Raw genomic sequence first — 18,682 nt, forward strand, 5'->3', positions numbered from 1 at the left:
ATAAACGGAATAGCTTATTAGTGTCTGAGCAATCTTGTAAAGCGACAGCTCAGTGTACGAGCAATCTTGTAAAGCGACAGCTCAGTGTACGAGCAAACTAATTATTTTTACCCGTTGCCGTAAACTACAGACGAAAAAAAACCGCTTCTGCGATTAAGCATAAAGCGGTTTCTTTAAATGTGGTCGGTGATAAAGGATTCGAACCTTTGACCCCCTGGTCCCAAACCAGGTGCGCTACCAAGCTGCGCTAATCACCGAAAATTGTATTTACAGTTTACATCTGTGGGGTACCCCCCTGGTCCAACTCTTTTCTCAAATTCAGAGGTGCGCTACCAAACTGCGCTAATCACCGAGAATCTGTTTTACATCTGAAAAGGATGGGGCGAATGACGGGGATTGAACCCGCGACAACCGGAATCACAATCCGGGGCTCTACCAACTGAGCTACATCCGCCACTAAAACTTCTTATACTATTTACTTACCTACCGAAAGAATGGTGCACCCGACAAGATTCGAACCTGTGACCTTTGCCTCCGGAGGGCAACGCTCTATCCAGCTGAGCTACGGGTGCTCGCGTCTTTAGCGTGGCGCGAATACTACTGATTGTGGCTCTGTCTGTCTAGTGTTTTTTGCAAGTTTTAGTTCTTTTTAGTGTTTTTTATTGAAAATAACCTGTCAAGGGAACATTAATCAGATGATTTCTGTATTTTCAGATATACTTTCACTAATTTACCCACAAATAGAGTCTTCAATTATGACCCAAGACCCCTTCCTAGATCGCGAAGCGCAAACTTACGAGCATCCAGTGCCAAGTCGTGAGTTTATTTTAGAATATTTAGAAAAACAAGCCAAACCTATTAGCCGTGATGCCCTGTTTAACGCTTTTTCTTTAAGCGGTGAAGAGGAAGCCGAGGGGTTACGTCGTCGTCTGAAAGCCATGGAACGTGATGGGCAGTTAGTCTGGTGCCGTAATGCGACCTATGCACTACCGGACAAATTGAATCTAATTAAAGGTAAAGTCATTGGCCACAAAGATGGTTTTGGTTTTCTGAAAACCGAAGAAGAAGGTGGCGATCTTTTTTTACCCGCGCATCAAATGCGTTTACTATTTCACGGCGATATCGTGCTTGTCCAACCGGTTAAAGTTGATTCACGAGGCCGCACCGAAGCGCGTTTTGTACGTTTATTAGAAGCACGTAAAGAGCCTATTGTCGGCCGTTATTTTGTCGAAGACGGAATTGCTGTCGTGGTGCCCGATGATTCTCGTATCAATCAAGATATTCTGATCAATCAAGATAACAATCTCGGTGCCCGCCACGGACAAATAGTCGTAGTGGAAATTCTCCAGCGTCCAAAACCGCGTTTGACTGCAAAAGGTAAAATCACTGAAATACTGGGTCAAGATATGGAACCCGGCATGGAAGTTGAAGTTGCACTGCGTACCCATGATATTCCGCATCAATGGCCCGAAGGTTTAGATAAAGAATTAGAAAGCTTTACTGAAACTGTGCCTGCAGAAGCAATACAAGGGCGTGTAGATTTACGCCAATTACCGCTGGTCACAATAGATGGTGAAGATGCGCGCGATTTTGATGATGCGGTTTTCTGTAAAGCTGAAGCCGGTGGTGGCTGGCGTCTGTGGGTTGCTATTGCAGACGTAAGCTATTACGTTCGCCCCGGTACTATTTTAGATAAAGAAGCAATTAATCGTGGTAACTCGGTCTATTTCCCCGACCAGGTTGTGCCTATGTTGCCGGAAATATTATCGAACGGATTATGTTCATTAAATCCGCAGGTAGACCGTTTATGTATGGTCAGTGAAATGGTTATTTCTAAAGCCGGCGTGCTCACGGATTACAAATTCTATGAAGCCGTGATGAATTCCCATGCACGTTTTACTTATACTAAAGTCGCCGCCATTTTAGACGGTGATCAAACATTGCGCGAGCAGTACAAACCTTTAGTACCTCATATCGAAGAGTTAGAGCACCTTTATAAAGCCTTCAAGCGTGCGCGTAAAATACGCGGCGGCATGGAGTTTGAAACCTTAGAAACGCGTTTTATTTTTGATCAAAACCGTAAAATCGAATCTATCGAGCCAATAACACGTAACGATGCGCATAAGATCATCGAAGAATGTATGATCCAGGCAAACGTTGCATCGGCACGTTTAATTGGCAAAGCAGAAGCTGCTGCGTTATACCGCGTTCATGAAACTCCCAGTCAGGAAAAATTGGTTAACTTCCGTTCATTTTTGTCAGAGCTTGGTTTAAGCCTTGCCGGCGGAGAGAAACCGGCCCCACGTGATTATGCAGCCTTAGCTGAAGAATTTGCGGGTCGTGAAGACAGTGAGCTTTTACAAACCATGTTATTACGCTCGATGAAACAAGCTGTCTATCAAGATGAAAACCTTGGGCACTTTGGTTTAGCTTTAGAAGAGTACGCGCATTTCACTTCTCCTATTCGTCGTTATCCGGATCTGATCTTACACCGTGCCATTAAATATTTAATCGAACATCAGGCAAAGGGTCAGTTGAAATCAAAATGGACCAATACCGGCGGATATCATTATCTGCATGAAGAGATAGGTGTCTTAGGCGAGCATTGTTCAATGACTGAACGCCGCGCCGATGATGCTACTCGTGATGTAGGTGACGCTTTAAAATGTGAATATATGCAGGATCATGTGGGTGATGTAATGCACGGCACTATTGCCGCTGTCACCAACTTTGGTTTCTTTGTACGCTTAACGGGTATTCAGATCGATGGTCTGGTTCATGTGACCAGTTTACTGTCTGATTATTATATCTTTGATGCGGGCAAACAAACCCTAAAGGGTGAACGTACAGGACGCACCTTTAGGATCGGCGATGCATTAGAAGTGAAAGTATTATCGGTTAATTTAGATGATAAAAAAATCGATTTTGAATTAGCCGATCAAGCGGTCGCTGGACAACGAAAACGAGCTCAAAATACGGCAGCGCGTGAAAACGATCGCCCGATAGATAAACGAGCACGCTCAAAAGCGGCGTCTAAAGGGCGCGCCAATGATAACGCTAAAAAAGGCGATCAGCCGGTTGAGAAAGAACCCGCTAAGCAAGAGCCAAAAGCCAACAAGCCCAAAAGAAAAAGAACGATAAAACAGGGCGAAAAAAATACAGCTTCATCAAAAACAAAAAAAACCACGGCAACAGCTAAAAAAGTAGGTCGCGCAGATCGCCGTAACAAAATAAAACAGGCAAACAAATAGCTTCGAGCTTCGAGCTTCGAGCTAGGAGCTAGGAGCTACGAGCTACGAGCTTTCTAGCTACGAGCTTTCTAGCTTCGAGCTGAGAGCTGCAAGCTTTCTAGCTTTCTAGCTTTCTAGCTTTCTAGCTTTCTAGCTTTCTAGCTTTCTAGCTTTCTAGCTTTCGAGCTTTCGAGCTTTCGAGCTTTCGAGCTTTCTAGCTTTCTAGCGTTCGAGCGTTCGAGCGTTCGAGCGTTCGAGCTGCGAGCTGCGAGCTGCGAGTCTTGAGCTATTATCAACAAATAGAATTAGAGAAAAATATGAGCAAAAGTGAATTACTTTATGGCATCCATGCAGTTGATGCCTTATTAGAGAAACAACCAGAACGTTTTATTGAAGTTTATGCATTAAAAGGACGTGAAGACGAACGCCTTAATAATATTATTGCTAAATTAAATGAATGGGGTATCTCCGTTCAATTAATGAGCCGTAAAGCGATGGATGATAAGTCGGAAGGTGAGCAACATCAGGGAATTATTGCCCGTGTTAAAACGGCTAAGGTCTTAAACGATAATGACTTAGACAGTTTATTAGAGAGTTTAACCGTAGCACCTTTTTTACTTATTCTAGACGGTGTGACGGATCCGCATAATCTAGGCGCATGTCTGCGTAGTGCCGATGCGGCCGGTGTGCATGCTGTGATTATCCCTAAAGATAACTCAGCAAGCTTAACCCCCGTAGTGCGCAAGGTCGCTTGTGGAGCAGCAGAATCTGTGCCTTTAATTCATGTCACTAACCTGGCACGGGCAATGCGTTCATTACAGGACAAAGGTATCTGGATTTACGGTACCGCGGGTGAAGCTACCCAAAGCCTCTATGACTGTAAATTAGAAGGCGGCATGGCACTGGCAATGGGCGCGGAAGGTAAAGGATTACGCCGTTTAACCCGTGAACATTGTGACCAGCTGATTAAACTGCCCATGGCGGGCGCCGTTTCCAGCTTAAATGTCTCGGTAGCAACCGGTGTCTGCTTGTTTGAAGTGGTTCGCCAGCGCGGGGAGAAATAAGCGGGAAGGCTGTAAAGCTGTAAGGCTGTAAGGCTGTAAGGCGATAAGGCTGGAGGGACTGAGCTTCGGGCTTCGAGCCTTCGAGCTTTCGAGCCTTCGAGCCTTCGAGCCTTCGAGCCTTCGAGCTTTCGAGCTTTCGAGCTTTCGAGCTTTCGAGCCTTCGAGCCTTCGAGCCTTCGAGCCTTCGAGCCTTCGAGCCTTCGAGCCTTCGAGCCTTCGAGCCTTCGAGCCTTCGAGCCTTTGAGCTTCGAGCTTTCGGGCTCCGCTCAAGCAGATACAATGCTTCGCAAATATTCCTTTATTATCAAAATAACTGCTTGCGTAAGTTGACTCTAAATTGTACAATCTGCCGCCTTAAATCAACCACCTTTTTTGTTCCTTGCTTCTATTGGTACGGTTGAGCCAAATCAAGAAGCTACTAACCCGTAAGGAGCGATTTTTATATGCGTCATTATGAAATCGTATTTATGGTTCACCCTGATCAGAGTGAACAAGTTAATGGTATGATTGAACGTTACACAGCCTCTATTACAGAAGCTGGCGGTACAGTTCATCGTCTAGAAGACTGGGGCCGTCGTCAATTGGCTTACCCAATCAACAAACTACACAAAGCACACTATGTTCTTATGAATATTGAAGCTGGCCAGAATGTAATCGATGATTTGGAAAATGCTTTCCGTTTCAACGATTCAGTGCTACGTAATATGATCATGCGTACTAAAGCTGCTGTGACTGAAGTTTCTGTAGTGGCAAAAGCAAGAGAAGAGCGTGTTGAACGTGCTCCTCGTGCTCCACGTCCAGAAGTGAAAGCAGAACCAGAAGCAGAAGCAACAGCTGAAGCATAAGCTACTTAGTGACTGATAACTTTTTGCGACTTTCGGGTGTAGTAACTGAAAAGCCTACATTTAAAAAAAGTCCTAGCGGTTTACAACACTGTAATTTGGTGCTTGAACATCGTTCTATGCAAGAAGAGGCTGAATTACCACGCAACGTTTATTGTTATATGCCCGTTGCAGCAAGTGGAATACTTGCCAGTCAGTTAAAAGATAAATTATCGAAAGGTATGCAAATAAGAGTAAGTGGTTTTATCACTTTTCATCAAAGCGCCAATAAGCTTGGAAAACTCGTATTGCATGCTCAGTACATAGAACAAATTTGAGGAAATACCATGGCTCGTTACTTCCGCCGTCGTAAGTTCTGTCGTTTCACCGCTGAAGGTGTTAGCGAAATTGATTACAAAGACGTTGTTACGTTAAAAAATTACATCACTGAAAGTGGTAAAATTGTACCTAGCCGTATTACTGGCACATGTGCGAAATACCAACGTCAACTAGCGCGCGCCATCAAACGTGCACGTTACTTGTCACTTTTACCATACACAGATTTACACAAGTAAACAGGAGCTATAGATTATGGAAATTATCCTACAAGATACAGTTGCTAACCTTGGTAAACTTGGCGATAAAGTTGTTGTTAAATCAGGTTACGCACGTAACTTTCTTTTCCCACAACAAAAAGCTGTTCCAGCAAACAAAGCAAACTTAGAAGCTTTTGAAACACGTCGTGTTGAATTAGAAGCTAAACAAGCTGCTAACCTTGCTGCTGCAGAAAAACGCGGTGCTTCATTAGCTGCATTAGAAAAGGTTGTTATCGGTTCTAAAGCTGGTGATGTTGGTAAACTATTCGGTTCAATCGGTACGCGTGATATTGCTAATGCAATCACTGCTGCTGGTGTACCTGTTGTTAAAAGTGAAGTTCGTCTTCCTGAAGGCGCTTTACGCAACACTGGTTTATTCGAAATCGCTGTAGTAGTTCACTCTGAAGTAACTACTATTGTTAACATTGAAGTTGTTCCTGCTGAGTAATTCAGTTTGATAAACTAAGATGATAAAAATACCTGCTCTCGAGCGGGTATTTTTATGCCTAAAATTTGGCCCCTTTTCTTTTTAATATTCCCCAACGTTGTAAAACCCCATAGCTAATTTTTTTCAGGCTGTCGCCCTGACAATGACTTCCTTTTTACAACACCTTAAAAATCACACAGCTGATTTGGTTTGTTTGTAGGCTTTCGCTTGTGAGCGCATGGTTTAACTTTCTTTGTTGGTCTTCCGCCCTGACGGCGTGTAGACGATGAGAAACCGAAACGCAGTTTCGCAGTTCGAGAGGGTCATGCTTCTCAACAGCAAGAAAAGAGTAACCAAAAAGTGCCGTATACAGGGGCCGTCAGAGCCTGTCCCGCTCATAATCCTGAACTGCCGTTCAATTCGCCTAGACGTTTTTTTATCTTACTAAATAAATCCCTTTTTAACGCACCAGTCCGGACAGCACATCCATATGCAGAGCCAAGCCTAATGAAATCAAAGGGCACGCAGAGCTTAGCCCGCTCATAAGCCTGAACTGGCGTTCAATTCGCTCCATGTTTCCGGTTGCTAAAGGAATTGATTGAGCAAGAAAAACGTACGGAAATTTCCGTAGACGCATTGGTTTGGTTTATTTAGAAATGATTTGGATGTCCCATTCCTATGTCGCCTGTGCATACCAAGCCTAGTGAAACACAAAGGGCACGCAGAGCTTAACCCGCTCATGAGCCTGAAATGCCGTTCAATTCTCTCCATTTTCCACTTGCTAAAGAAATTAATTGAGCAAGAAAAACGTACGGAAAATTTCGTAGACGCATTGGTTTGGTTTAAAAAGTTTGGGTGGTGATAGGTATCACCCTGAAGGTTATATTTGAGGATAGCTAAATTTATTTTATAAATTAATAAGTTAAAATCTTTTTTAAAAGGAGATAGGTCGCACGTTAATACCTATCTCAAATCAATATTAACTAAATAATCACTTAAAGTTTTGATTTGGTGAGATTAAATAGATATTGTCATGATGATTTAGCATGCTATAGACAGCACGGATTTTCGTGCACAGTGATGCTTATAAAGCTGTTAGACCTCCTAAAATGTACAGTGATGATTAAAACGTTGTGTCTCTTTACTCTATTTTTTTTGAAAAAAAAACACACAAAACGGTTCTAAGGTAACGGGTTAACCGTTGCAATATAGGCTAAAGCGTTTATAATTTTAATGTAAATTAATTGAGGTGAAAAATGTTTTCAGAAGAGAAAGCTACACATATGGCTTCTTATCTTCTCATTCGAAGAGGGGGAAGAATGTCTTATATGAAACTATTAAAACTCCTTTACTTAGCTGAACGAGAAGCTTTAGTTAAATGGGGTGAGTCTATGAGTGGAGATAAATTTGTATCTATGCCTCATGGCCCAGTTATGTCCTCTACTTATGATTTAATCCAAGGGGGAAACGATATTTGGGGGCGTTTCATTACATCTGAAGCTAATTATGAAGTTTCTCTCAAAGGTGGCATTTTAGAAGATGATCTGGATGAATTAAGTTTATCTGAGACAAAAATACTAGATCGGGTGTTTGAAGGGTTTGGTACAATGCGTCGTTGGGAAATAGTAAACTACACACATGAGCATTGCAAAGAATGGCAAGATCCCGATGGAAGTTCCTTCCCTATAAAGACTTTAGATATACTACTAGCTAAAGGCGTATCTAACGATACCGCAACCGCTTTGTTACAGCAAGGTGCTGAACAAACACAACTAAAACTAATGAAACAAATTCTGGTGTAACTTAGTGTCTCAAGTTCCGACTCGACAAGGTACAATATTAATACCTTCATACTCCAAACACCATTTACATTTTGTTTGTAGTGACCCTGAATTTTATCCTAATAAAGGTAAAGAATGTGTTTTACTTGTTAATATATCATCTATAAAACCAGATACACCTTATGATAATACTTGTGTACTTGAGATGAATGATCATCCTTTTATCGTAAAACCTAGTTTTGTTTATTATAAAATGGCAGAACTATATAGTGTTGCAGGCATCCAGCAACAAGTATTAGAGGGTAATTACTCCGTAAAAGAAGACTGTAATGATCTTGTTTTCAATAGAATTTTAAACGGTTTTACTGTTAGTGAAGATGTTAAAAGAAAAGTGTTAAAGTTCTATCAAAAACACTGTCAAAAATAACTTAATACTTCAAGTGGTTACTGCCAACCAAGGTATAATCTGGTACCCGGAAGTATCTAGCCTCCGACCCCATACTGCATGCAGTTCCGCACCGGTCCATTCATCTTCCTTTATGAATATTGCTCCCTTTTTTTAGAACTACGGCATGATCCTTTGCTAGTTATGCCACAGGCAGTAATAGATAAATCGGACACCTATACTTTTTTACGAATAATCCAACCAATGCGGCTACGAAAATTTCCGTACGTTTTTCTTGTTTGCTCGATGACTTTAGCAAAGGAAATCATGGAGCGAATTGAACGCCAGTTCAGGCTCATGAGCGGGCTAAGCTCTGCGTGCCCTTGTTGATTTCATTAGGCTCGGCTCTGCACATGGATGTGCTGTCCGAGCCGGTGCGTTAAGAAGTTATTGAGCAGACAAGAATAAAAAAACGTCTAGGCGAATTGAACGGCAGTTCAGGATTATGAGCGGGACAGGCTCTGACGGCCCCTGTATACGGCATTCTTTTGGTTACTTTTCTTTTGCTGTTGAGAGAGCATGACTCCCTCGAACTGCGAAACTGCGTTTCGGTTTCTCATCATCTACCCGCCATCAAAAGCGGAATACCAACAAAGAAAGTTAAACCAAGCGCTTACAAGCGAAGGCCAACAAAAAAACCAATGTGGCTACGAAAAATAACTGGAAACCCATACTTTTTTACGAATAATCCAACCAATGCGGCAACGAGATTCCTTCCATTTTTCTTGCAATGAACGAACGTTTTAGCAACAGAATCATGGAGCGACAAATTTGTCCGGAAAAAATTTTGAACGTTGGAATTTACGACAACGACCTGAAAGGCGTAGGGCATGACGTCCGGAGTCATTTACGCCAGTTCAGGCTTATGAGCGGGCTAAGCTCTGCGTGCCCTTGTTGATTTCATTAAGTTCGGCTCTGCACGGATGTGCTGTCCGAACTGGTGCGTTAAACAATAAATTGGACACCCATACCTTTTTACAAATAATCTAACCAATGCGGCTACGAAAATTTCCGTACGTTTTTCTTGCTCAATCAATTCCTTTAGCAAGTGGAAACATGGATGTTTCTACTAAGTTCGGCTCTGCACATGGATGTGCTGTCCGGACTGGTGCGTTAAAAAGGGATTTATTTAGCAAGATAAAAAAACGTCTCGGAACGGCACTCTTTTGGTTACTTTTCTCTTGCTGTTGAGAGAAAAGTAACCCGCCGTCAAAAGCGGAATACCAACAAATAACGTTAAACCAAGCGCTTACAAGCGAAGGCCAACAAACAAGCCAAATAGGTTAGGCATTTCCACGCGGAGCGTAATGAAAAAAAAATAAAAAAAGCCCCACTTTTAGGTGAGGCTGATAAAAAATAGCGGGACACCCATCTAATTGCTAATGTTTACGCTAGATATCGCTTTTAAAGGAAGTCATCGGAGAGGTTTGTTGGGCTGTCATTATGAAGATAAATGTCTCCTTCGAGAAAAAGTAAAGTAGCTTTAATCGAAGGAGTTTTATGATCATTTATCGTTTATAAAATGGTTAACCATCTGCATTAATAGCTGAAATTAGTTCTGCAAGACTAGCTTCACTTTGATCATGTGGAACTTGACAAGTCCCCGCTGCATTATGTCCGCCACCATTGTATTTAAGCATTAATTCGCCAACATTGGTTTTTGAACTGCGATCAAAAATAGATTTACCGGTAGCAAAAACAGTATTTTTCTTTTTAAGACCCCACATAATATGAATTGAAATATTACATTGTGGAAATAATGCATAAATAACAAAACGATTACCTGAGTAGATAATTTCCTCTTCTCTTAAATCAAGAGTAACTAAGTTACCATGCACCGTAGCACAACGTTTAATCTGTTCTTTAAATTTTTCTTCGTGCTCAAAGTAAAGATCGGTTCGTTCTTTAATATCAGGAAGTTCTAGTAACTGGTCAATGCTGTGATCTTTCCCAAATTCAATTAGATCCATCATGAGTTCATAATTTGAGATACGAAAATTTCTGAAGCGACCTAAACCCGTTCGAGAATCCATAATAAAATTGAGCAGTTCCCAGCGTTTAGCATGTAACACTTCTTCTTTATTGAATTGAGCAGAGTCAGCTTTATCGACTGCATTCATCATACTTTTCCAGCTAGCGGGGAAGGTTTTTTCTCCGCCGTAATAATCGTAAACAACGCGAGCAGCTGAAGGAGCATCAGGATCGATAATATGATTATCTCGTTTTTCATTACGAAGTGTTTCACTATAATGATGATCAAAGGAAAGATGAACACCATCAACATAAGGTAAGTTGGTCGAAATATCATCTGACCCTATTTCAATAATCCCGTCTTGCATATCTTTGGGGTGAACAAAGAGAATGTCGTCAACTAAATTAATATTTTTGAGTAAAATGGCACACACTAAACCATCAAAATCACTACGAGTAACTAAACGATATTTTTTCTTGTCCGACATCTATTATCTCCATTAGATATTATTTGTTTTTATTATTAAATATTCACTCTTTATTAAAACATACTATAAGTAGGTTAATTAGGGTAGAAAAATCTAAAGTTTAGATAATAAAAATTTCCGTATTAAGTTCGTCCCATCAATAAGTTGGCGTTATATTATCGCAGTGTTGGCGTTAGCTAATACGCTATATTTGATAAACTTCTCTGTATAACGAATATAACAATATAAATTGGACACCCACAATATAAATTAGAAACCCATACTTTTTTACGAATAACCCATCCAATGCGGCTAGGTGATCCCGCTTCCATTTTTCTTGCGCTGCCCAAACGCTTTAGCAACAAAAATCATGGAGCGATAAATTTATCAGGAACAAATTTGAACGTTGGAGTTTACGACAACGGCCTGAAAGGCGTAGGGCAGGACGCCGCCGTCATTTACGCCAGTTCAGGCTTATGAGCGGGACAGGCTCTGACTGTCCCTGTATACGGCCTACTTTTTTTCGGCATTTAGAAGCATAACTTACTCGCCGTCAGGGCGAAAATACCAACAATAAAAGTTAAACCAAGCGCTTACAAGCGAAGGCCAACAAACAAGCCAAATAGGTTAGGCATTTCCACTCGGAGCGTAAGGGAAAATAGACAAAAAAAGCCCCGTAAAAACGAGGCTCTTATTTTGAATTTAACTAATAGCGGACAGCTAATGACTGAAAGCTATCTTCACAATTATTTTGCTTGCGGACGCATGTGCGGGAACAACAACACATCACGGATGGTATGGCTGTCGGTAAATAACATGACCAGACGGTCGATACCAATACCTTCACCCGCTGTTGGCGGCAAACCGTGCTCCAGTGCAGTGATATAATCCGCATCGTAGAACATCGCTTCATCATCACCGGATTCTTTCTGAGCAACCTGATCCATGAAACGCTCAGCTTGATCTTGAGAATCATTAAGCTCAGAGAAACCATTAGCCAGTTCACGTCCGCCCACAAAAAACTCAAAACGGTCGGTCACACTCGGATCTTGATCATTACGACGTGCAAGAGGGGAAACCTCAGCCGGATAAGCCGTTATAAAGGTCGGTTGAATCAGTTTGTGTTCCGTTGTTTCTTCAAAGATTTCGGTTAAGACTTTGCCTTCACCCCAGTTCTCTTTGATATTCACATTAAAACGTTCGGCTAAGGCTTTAAGGCTTGCCATACTTTCAAGTTCGACAGCTTCGATGCCTTCATTGTATTTCAGGACCGATTCTTTCATGGTAATACGGATAAAAGGAGCACCAAAATCAAACACTTGATCGCCGTAGTTCACAATGCTTGAACCTAGTACATTTTCTGCAATGCTGCGTAACATCTCTTCCGTCAGGTTCATCAGATCGATATAATCCGCATAGGCCTGATAAAATTCAATCATGGTAAATTCAGGGTTATGGCGGGTTGAAACGCCCTCGTTACGGAAACTGCGGTTAATTTCAAATACACGTTCAAAACCACCCACGACTAAACGTTTTAGGTTTAATTCAGGGGCAATACGCAGATACATAGGTAAAGAGAGTGCATTATGGTAAGTTTCAAAGGGTTTTGCCGCTGCGCCGCCGGGAATAGATTGCAGCATTGGCGTTTCTACTTCCATAAAATCACGATCATTTAAGTACTGACGGATAGCATTAACGATTTTATTACGTAACAGAAATGTCTGACGCGAGCTGTCATTAGCAATCAAATCCAGGTAACGCTGACGGTAGCAGGCTTCAGTATCAGAAAGACCATGGAATTTATCGGGTAACGGACGCAGTGCTTTAGTTAAAATCCGGATTTCAGTGACTTTAATGCTTAACTCATTAGTTTGGGTTTTAAATAAAACGCCTTTTGCACCAATGATATCGCCTAAATCCCATTTTTTAAATTCAGTATTATAGAAACTTTCAGGGAGCTTATCACGGGTAACATAAAGTTGAATCCGACCGCCCATATCCTGAATAGTCGCAAAACTTGCTTTACCCATAATACGGCGCATCATCATACGACCGGCAATACTGACTTCAACCGCTAACTCTTCAAGTTCTTCTTTGGTTTTATCATCATAGCGTGTATGTAAATCATCAGAGATATTTTCACGGCGGAAGTCATTCGGAAATGCTTGTCCCTTTTCACGCATGGCATCTAATTTGGCCAGACGTTGTGCCATAATGTCATTTAACTCTTGTTGTGGTGCTTCTGTTTTTTTCTGCTCTGACATGATATTTCCTATTATCTTCCACTGTAAATTTGGTTTGTTAATCTGATTCTCGACCCCACGGCATAAAAAGCGGGAGGGCTTTGAGCTTCGAGCTTCGAGCTATGAGCTATGGGCTTCGAGCTATGGGCTTCGAGCTATGGGCTATGAGCTTCGAGCTATGAGCTATGAGCTTCGAGCTTCGAGCTTTGAGCTTTGAGCTTCGAGCTATGAGCTATGAGCTATGGGCTTCGAGCTTTGAGCTATGAGCTAGCAACTCGTCGCTACAATCCTGACTTCAAGCTGGCTTCGATAAATTTATCCAGGCCACCGTCCAATACCGCTTGGGTATTACGGCTCTCAATACCGGTTCTTAAATCTTTGATACGTGCATCATCTAAAACATATGAACGTATTTGACTGCCCCAACCAATATCTGACTTACTGTCTTCACTGATCTGTTTTTCGGCATTTTGTTTTTGTAATTCATGTTCATACAATTTGGCTTTCAGCTGCTTCATTGCCTGATCTTTATTCTTATGTTGTGAGCGGTCATTTTGACACTGCACCACAATATTGGTGGGTACGTGAGTGATACGTACCGCCGATTCGGTTGTATTAACGTGTTGCCCGCCCGCGCCCGATGCACGGTACACATCAATGCGTAAATCCGCCGGGTTAATCTGAATATCAATATCATCTTCGATTTCAGGATAGATAAAGGCAGATGCAAATGAAGTATGACGGCGCCCCGATGAATCAAAGGGTGATTTTCGGACCAGGCGGTGAACGCCCGTTTCAGTGCGTAACCAGCCAAAAGCATATTCGCCCGTAAAACGAATGGTGGCTCCTTTGATACCGGCAACATCACCCGCTGAGACTTCCATCAACTCGGTTTTATAACCATGAGCTTCTCCCCAACGCAGGTACATACGCAGGAGTATATTTGCCCAGTCCTGAGCTTCTGTACCGCCAGAGCCCGATTGAATATCTAAATAACAGGAGCAGGCATCGTGATTTCCCGAGAACATACGACGGAACTCCAGCACTTCTAATTTTTTTTCCAGTGCATTTACTTCTTTTTGAGCTTCATCGAAACTGTCCTGATCATTTTCTTCTGTGGCCATCTCAACCAACATTAGAATATCTTCTGTTCCGGCACTTAACGCATCGATGGTATCAACAACCAATTCTAGGGCACTGCGCTCTTTACCTAATGCCTGCGCGCGTGCAGGTTCACTCCATACTTCAGGTGATTCTAATTCACGGCACACTTCTTCCAAGCGTTCAGCTTTGGCGTCGTAGTCAAAGATACCCCCGAAGTACTTGTGCGCGCTCAGTTAAATCTTTTACTTTATTTAAAATAGGATTTACTTCGAACATTAAAAATCTCAATTAGTCTATGGATAAAAATGAGTCGAATTTTAACCAATATGAGCACAAATAAATAGAGTAGATCAAAAATAAATATCCTTCGAAACCCAGCCTTAAAAGTTACTGAACGGGTATTTAAGGGGTGTAAGGCCGTCCTAACTTTTGCTCAACGGAGCATAAAGCATTCACTTGAATGACCGTTGACGGTACCTAATTCTTTGACATGAAAATTGCTGTTGAGCCCCTTCTTCTTGGCTAATATTTTGCCGTTCTTCTAAAAAACAAAATTAAGTTGATTTTTTTATCTTTTATTTGATGCAATTATTTGTCATTAAAGTAAAGTTGACTAGCACTAATGCAGGTCATGAATCATGGTCACATGTAATCAAGGTTCACCCTCACCCGATACAGGTGGGAAGTGACGCAATTTACCAATTGTATAAAGGAGAAAGTTATGGAAATGTTATCCGGCGCCGAGATGGTTGTCCGATCACTACAAGACGAAGGTATTGAACATATTTTCGGTTACCCTGGTGGTTCAGTATTAGATATTTACGATGCGATTTTTCAATCTGATAAAATTCAACATTATTTAGTACGTCATGAGCAAGCTGCTGTACATATGGCAGATGCATACTCACGTGCAACCGGTAAAGTGGGTTGTGTACTAGTAACAGCTGGCCCTGGTGCAACAAACTGTATTACAGGTATTGTAACAGCTTACATGGACTCTATTCCATTAGTTGTGTTATCTGGTCAAGTACCCACCAATTGGATCGGCGATGATGCTTTCCAGGAAGCAGATATGATCGGCATCTCGCGTCCCGTGGTAAAACACAGTTTTTCATGCCGTACCGCTGAAGACATTCCAATTGCGATCAAAAAAGCATTTTATATCGCATCAACAGGCCGTCCCGGACCAGTGGTTATCGATCTTCCAAAAGACGTACAAAGCCCCCTTAACAAATTCCCCTATGAGTATCCTGAATCCGTTGAACTGCGTTCATACAAACCAACGCTAAGTGGTCATAAAGGGCAAATAAAACGTGCATTAGCCGCTTTATTAGGCGCTAAAAAGCCCGTGTTTTATGTCGGTGGCGGATCGATTATTGCCAACGCATCAAAACAAGTACTTGAGCTAGCTGAGAAATTAAATTTACCAGTAACTAATACCTTAATGGGTCTTGGTGCATTTCCAGGTGAACACAAACAATTTATCGGTATGTTAGGCATGCACGGTACTTATGAAGCTAATAACTCAATGCATAACGCAGATCTGATCTTCTCTGCCGGCGCTCGTTTTGACGATCGAGTAACCAATAATGTTGATAAATTCTGCCCGAATGCAAAAATTATGCAGATAGATATCGATCCAACATCGATTTCTAAAAACATTCATGCGGACCTGCCAATTGTAGGATCGATTGAAGTTGTACTTCAGCAGATGTTAGACCTACTTGAAGAAACTAAAGCAACGAATGACAGTGAAAGTATTAATGCTTGGTGGGATCAAATTAATGAATGGCGTGCTAAAGACTGCCTTGCTTACCAAACATCTGAAACACACATCAAGCCACAACAAGTGATTCAATGTTTATATAAAGTAACCAAAGGGGATGCTATCGTTACTTCTGACGTTGGTCAGCATCAAATGGTTGCCGCACAATATTACCCATTTAAAGAACCTCGCCAATGGATCAACTCTGGTGGAGCCGGCACGATGGGCTTTGGTTTACCAGCTGCAATGGGTTGTAAGATAGCATTCCCAGATCGCCCTGTTGTGTGTGTAACGGGTGATGGCTCTATTCAAATGAATATTCAAGAGTTATCAACCTGCATGCAATACAACATTCCTGTTGTTATCTTGCTATTAAACAACCGTTCATTAGGTATGGTAAAACAGTGGCAAAAAATGTTTTATGGCGGTCGCCAATCTCACTCTTATATGGATAGCGTGCCGGATTTCGTTAAATTATCTGAAGCATATAACCATATTGGTATCAAAGTTGATACGATTGATCAGCTTGAGCCTGCATTAGAACGTGCATTTGAATTAAAAGATCGCGTGGTCTTTGTTGATGTAGCTATAGACCCTGAAGAACATGTTTACCCGATGCAAGTTAAGTTCGGCAGTATGCAAGACATGTACCTGAGTCAAACGGAGAGAACCGATGCGTAGTATTATTTCAGTATTATTAGAAAATGAACCAGGTGCACTTGCTCGTGTTGTTGGCTTATTTGCACAACGCGCATATAACATCGAGTCATTAACCGTTTCACCAACTAACGATTTAACATTATCAAGAATGACGATTACAACTGAAGTTGATTGTAAAGCGACACTTGAGCAAATGATGAAGCAATTACACAAGTTAGTTGACGTGTTACGTGTTTCTGAATTAACAGAAGGTGCACATGTTGAACGTGAATTACTCTTAATCAAAGTACGTACTTCTAACAATGAAGATCGTGAAGAAGTAAAACGTACCTGTGATATTTACCGAGGTCAAATAGTAGACATCACTCAGCATCTTTACACTATTCAATTAACAGGGGCAGGTGTTAAGTTAGATGCGTTTATTGATACGATTAATAATGCAAGTGAAATTGTAGAAGTTGTCCGTTCAGGAGTCTGTGGTATTGCGCGCGGTGAAAAAGCATTACGCGGTTAATACCTAACGAATACCAAAAGAACTATTAATGCAAAGCCCGGCAATCGGGCTTTGCATTTTTTTTAACTATAAGGCGTTTTTATGTTCGAGCTAGGCGCATTATTACTCTCTGCTTTTATTCTGTTTATGTTTGGAATATCAGTGATGAGCTTAACCGTTATTGCTGTGATTATAATATTAAGTTTTATTTTATTGGGTGCCATATCATTGATCTTTAAATTTGGCTTGTGGATAATATTCGCGGGCGCCATCTATTATTTCTTTTTCGCCAAAAATAAGGACTCTTAATGAAAAGCTTGATTTCACTGCTCAGCGCAGGATTATTACTGATCAGCACGCAACTATTCGCCAGCCCATTAATCATTGAAGATCTTTATATAAGGGCGACACCGCCTAACAGTAAAAACAGCGCCGCCTTTATGGTGCTCAAAAATGCGCATAAAAAAGAAGTTAAACTAATTGCAGCCGGCAGTGATATCGCAGATCGTGTCGAGTTACATCGGCATATAATGGATAATGGTTTAATGAAAATGCGTCAGGTTAAAGAGATCATCATTAAGGCAGAAAGCTCGATTGCATTGCAGCCAGGGGGTTATCATGTGATGTTTCTCAATCTAAAACAGCCCCTCAAGGAGGGCGAGTCAGTTACACTGTCTTTGTCTTTTGATAACGGCCAGCAACTGATTTTTGATGCGCCGATTAAAAAAATTAAGATCCACAAATAATATGCTTAATGCCATTACATAAATAAGGAAATATAATGAAAAAACAGATTGTTACTGCTGTCATTGCAAGCGTTGTCTGCATGCCAAGCATGGCCATACTCGATCTCGATCTATACACGGGTATTGATTACCGTACCACGAGCACTAGCCAGTCTTTTTCAGAAGAGCTGAAAGACACCAACAACTTGTCCGGTTACCTTGCGATCGAACATTTCATCCCTATGTTACCCAACGCAAAACTGAAATATTCGGATCTAAGCACTGAAACAGATTCAGGCTCAACAATCGATAGTTCAACAGCCAATGCGATATTGTATTATCAGCTGTTTGATAATAGTTTGTTCGATTTTGATTTAGGCTTGGCTTATACCCGTCTGGAAAGTGACATTGACAATATGAGTAAAAATCTGGGTCAAGCTTATGCCGCAGCAAAACTGCAGATCCCCGGCACTGGCGTACATGCCTTTGCAGAATTGGTAAGCGGCTCGCTATCAAGTGATAAAGCAACGGATGCCGAACTGGGGCTCGCTTATACTTTCAACCCGGATTCAATTTTAAATCTCGCAGTGCGCGCCGGTTACCGTTATCAAGATGCAGAAATCAACAGTTTAAAAATGGAAAATAAAGGCCTTTTCGCCGGATTAGCATTGCACTTTTAAGCTTAAAGAAAAAAATCAAATTAAAAGGAGGGATTGCAACTTAGCTTTGCAGCCCCTTTTTTTCAATAAGACACTGATAATAAACAGTAAAAAAATAGCACTCCTGAACTCCCTTCAGAATAAGCCCCCTCTCCTTAAATTCTATTTTGTTATAAAAAATCAGTTTTTAATCTTTTGCCATTGCCAAATAAGACCGTAGTATATCTGCAT

15 protein-coding genes and 3 tRNA genes are annotated in these 18,682 nt (G+C 41.5%); 12 read left to right on the top strand and 6 right to left on the bottom strand.

The features are described from left to right. Positions 1–180: 180 nt before the first annotated feature. From CXF72_RS14690 to CXF72_RS14700, 3 genes are all read right to left on the bottom strand, one after another. Positions 181–257 (bottom strand) — tRNA-Pro (locus CXF72_RS14690). A gap of 121 nt (positions 258–378) precedes the next feature. Then, positions 379–454, bottom strand: a tRNA-His gene (locus tag CXF72_RS14695). A 41-nt stretch (positions 455–495) separates the two neighbouring features. Then, positions 496–572, bottom strand: a tRNA-Arg gene (locus tag CXF72_RS14700). 183 nt (positions 573–755) lie between these two features. Between CXF72_RS14700 and rnr the strand changes: the two genes are divergently transcribed. The 8 genes from rnr (at position 756) to CXF72_RS14745 (ending at position 8,346) form a co-directional block, all read left to right on the top strand. Beyond that, positions 756–3,251, top strand: coding sequence for a ribonuclease R (gene rnr, locus CXF72_RS14705; RefSeq protein WP_101040013.1), 2,496 nt, complete (start codon positions 756–758; stop codon positions 3,249–3,251). 296 nt (positions 3,252–3,547) lie between these two features. After that, positions 3,548–4,294, top strand: coding sequence for a 23S rRNA (guanosine(2251)-2'-O)-methyltransferase RlmB (gene rlmB / locus CXF72_RS14710; protein ID WP_101040015.1), 747 nt, complete (start codon positions 3,548–3,550; stop codon positions 4,292–4,294). Positions 4,295–4,737: 443 nt separating this feature from the next. Further along, entirely contained in the window at positions 4,738–5,139 is a 402-nt protein-coding gene (gene rpsF / locus CXF72_RS14720) for a 30S ribosomal protein S6 (RefSeq protein ID WP_101040017.1), read from the top strand. An 8-nt stretch (positions 5,140–5,147) separates the two neighbouring features. After that, positions 5,148–5,453, top strand: a complete 306-nt coding sequence (gene priB / locus CXF72_RS14725; RefSeq protein ID WP_198552619.1) for a primosomal replication protein N — start codon at positions 5,148–5,150, stop codon at positions 5,451–5,453. Positions 5,454–5,462: 9 nt separating this feature from the next. Further along, the gene (gene rpsR / locus CXF72_RS14730) at positions 5,463–5,690 is read left to right on the top strand and encodes a 30S ribosomal protein S18 (protein ID WP_011771657.1); all 228 of its coding nucleotides are present in this window, start codon (positions 5,463–5,465) and stop codon (positions 5,688–5,690) included. 16 nt (positions 5,691–5,706) lie between these two features. Beyond that, positions 5,707–6,159 (top strand): 50S ribosomal protein L9, encoded by a 453-nt coding sequence (rplI, locus tag CXF72_RS14735; RefSeq protein WP_101040019.1) that lies wholly within the window; start codon positions 5,707–5,709, stop codon positions 6,157–6,159. 1,235 nt (positions 6,160–7,394) lie between these two features. Beyond that, positions 7,395–7,940, top strand: coding sequence for a Panacea domain-containing protein (locus CXF72_RS14740; protein WP_101040021.1), 546 nt, complete (start codon positions 7,395–7,397; stop codon positions 7,938–7,940). Between the two features lie 4 nt (positions 7,941–7,944). Further along, entirely contained in the window at positions 7,945–8,346 is a 402-nt protein-coding gene (locus CXF72_RS14745) for a hypothetical protein (RefSeq protein WP_101040023.1), read from the top strand. A 1,544-nt stretch (positions 8,347–9,890) separates the two neighbouring features. On the opposite strand, the gene CXF72_RS14750 is transcribed toward CXF72_RS14745, so the two are convergent. The 3 genes from CXF72_RS14750 to prfB form a co-directional block, all read right to left on the bottom strand. Then, positions 9,891–10,823: an exopolyphosphatase gene (locus tag CXF72_RS14750; RefSeq protein WP_101040025.1), complete on the bottom strand. Its 933-nt coding sequence runs from the start codon at positions 10,821–10,823 to the stop codon at positions 9,891–9,893. 725 nt (positions 10,824–11,548) lie between these two features. Continuing rightward, the gene (lysS, locus tag CXF72_RS14755; RefSeq protein ID WP_101040027.1) at positions 11,549–13,066 is read right to left on the bottom strand and encodes a lysine--tRNA ligase; all 1,518 of its coding nucleotides are present in this window, start codon (positions 13,064–13,066) and stop codon (positions 11,549–11,551) included. Positions 13,067–13,326: 260 nt separating this feature from the next. Then, positions 13,327–14,425 (bottom strand): peptide chain release factor 2 gene (gene prfB / locus CXF72_RS14765; RefSeq protein WP_101040028.1). Its coding sequence is split into 2 segments (ribosomal slippage): positions 13,327–14,349 and positions 14,351–14,425, totalling 1,098 coding nucleotides; the frame shifts between segments, so codons are not numbered across the junction. 445 nt (positions 14,426–14,870) lie between these two features. Here prfB and CXF72_RS14770 point away from each other — a divergent pair. From CXF72_RS14770 to CXF72_RS14790, 4 genes are all read left to right on the top strand, one after another. Then, positions 14,871–16,595 (top strand): acetolactate synthase 3 large subunit, encoded by a 1,725-nt coding sequence (locus CXF72_RS14770; RefSeq protein WP_101040030.1) that lies wholly within the window; start codon positions 14,871–14,873, stop codon positions 16,593–16,595. Then, positions 16,588–17,088: an acetolactate synthase small subunit gene (ilvN, locus tag CXF72_RS14775; protein WP_101040032.1), complete on the top strand. Its 501-nt coding sequence runs from the start codon at positions 16,588–16,590 to the stop codon at positions 17,086–17,088. Before CXF72_RS14770 ends, ilvN begins: the two co-directional genes overlap by 8 nt. A gap of 287 nt (positions 17,089–17,375) precedes the next feature. Further along, positions 17,376–17,813, top strand: a complete 438-nt coding sequence (locus CXF72_RS14785) for a copper chaperone PCu(A)C (protein WP_101040036.1) — start codon at positions 17,376–17,378, stop codon at positions 17,811–17,813. Between the two features lie 35 nt (positions 17,814–17,848). Beyond that, positions 17,849–18,472, top strand: coding sequence for a TIGR04219 family outer membrane beta-barrel protein (locus tag CXF72_RS14790; protein WP_101040038.1), 624 nt, complete (start codon positions 17,849–17,851; stop codon positions 18,470–18,472). Positions 18,473–18,682 lie beyond the last annotated feature (210 nt).

The organism is Psychromonas sp. MB-3u-54, assembly GCF_002836415.1.
Lineage (GTDB): Bacteria > Pseudomonadota > Gammaproteobacteria > Enterobacterales > Psychromonadaceae > Psychromonas.

Excerpts from the sequence above, each read along its gene's own strand:
- rnr (WP_101040013.1), top strand. The coding sequence starts at position 756 with ATGACCCAAGACCCCTTCCTAGATCGCGAAGCGCAAACTTACGAGCAT.
- rlmB (WP_101040015.1), top strand. The coding sequence starts at position 3,548 with ATGAGCAAAAGTGAATTACTTTATGGCATCCATGCAGTTGATGCCTTA.
- rpsF (WP_101040017.1), top strand. The coding sequence starts at position 4,738 with ATGCGTCATTATGAAATCGTATTTATGGTTCACCCTGATCAGAGTGAA.
- rpsR (WP_011771657.1), top strand. The coding sequence starts at position 5,463 with ATGGCTCGTTACTTCCGCCGTCGTAAGTTCTGTCGTTTCACCGCTGAA.
- rplI (WP_101040019.1), top strand. The coding sequence starts at position 5,707 with ATGGAAATTATCCTACAAGATACAGTTGCTAACCTTGGTAAACTTGGC.
- CXF72_RS14740 (WP_101040021.1), top strand. The coding sequence starts at position 7,395 with ATGTTTTCAGAAGAGAAAGCTACACATATGGCTTCTTATCTTCTCATT.
- CXF72_RS14750 (WP_101040025.1), bottom strand. The coding sequence starts at position 10,823 with ATGTCGGACAAGAAAAAATATCGTTTAGTTACTCGTAGTGATTTTGAT.
- lysS (WP_101040027.1), bottom strand. The coding sequence starts at position 13,066 with ATGTCAGAGCAGAAAAAAACAGAAGCACCACAACAAGAGTTAAATGAC.
- CXF72_RS14770 (WP_101040030.1), top strand. The coding sequence starts at position 14,871 with ATGGAAATGTTATCCGGCGCCGAGATGGTTGTCCGATCACTACAAGAC.
- ilvN (WP_101040032.1), top strand. The coding sequence starts at position 16,588 with ATGCGTAGTATTATTTCAGTATTATTAGAAAATGAACCAGGTGCACTT.
- CXF72_RS14785 (WP_101040036.1), top strand. The coding sequence starts at position 17,376 with ATGAAAAGCTTGATTTCACTGCTCAGCGCAGGATTATTACTGATCAGC.
- CXF72_RS14790 (WP_101040038.1), top strand. The coding sequence starts at position 17,849 with ATGAAAAAACAGATTGTTACTGCTGTCATTGCAAGCGTTGTCTGCATG.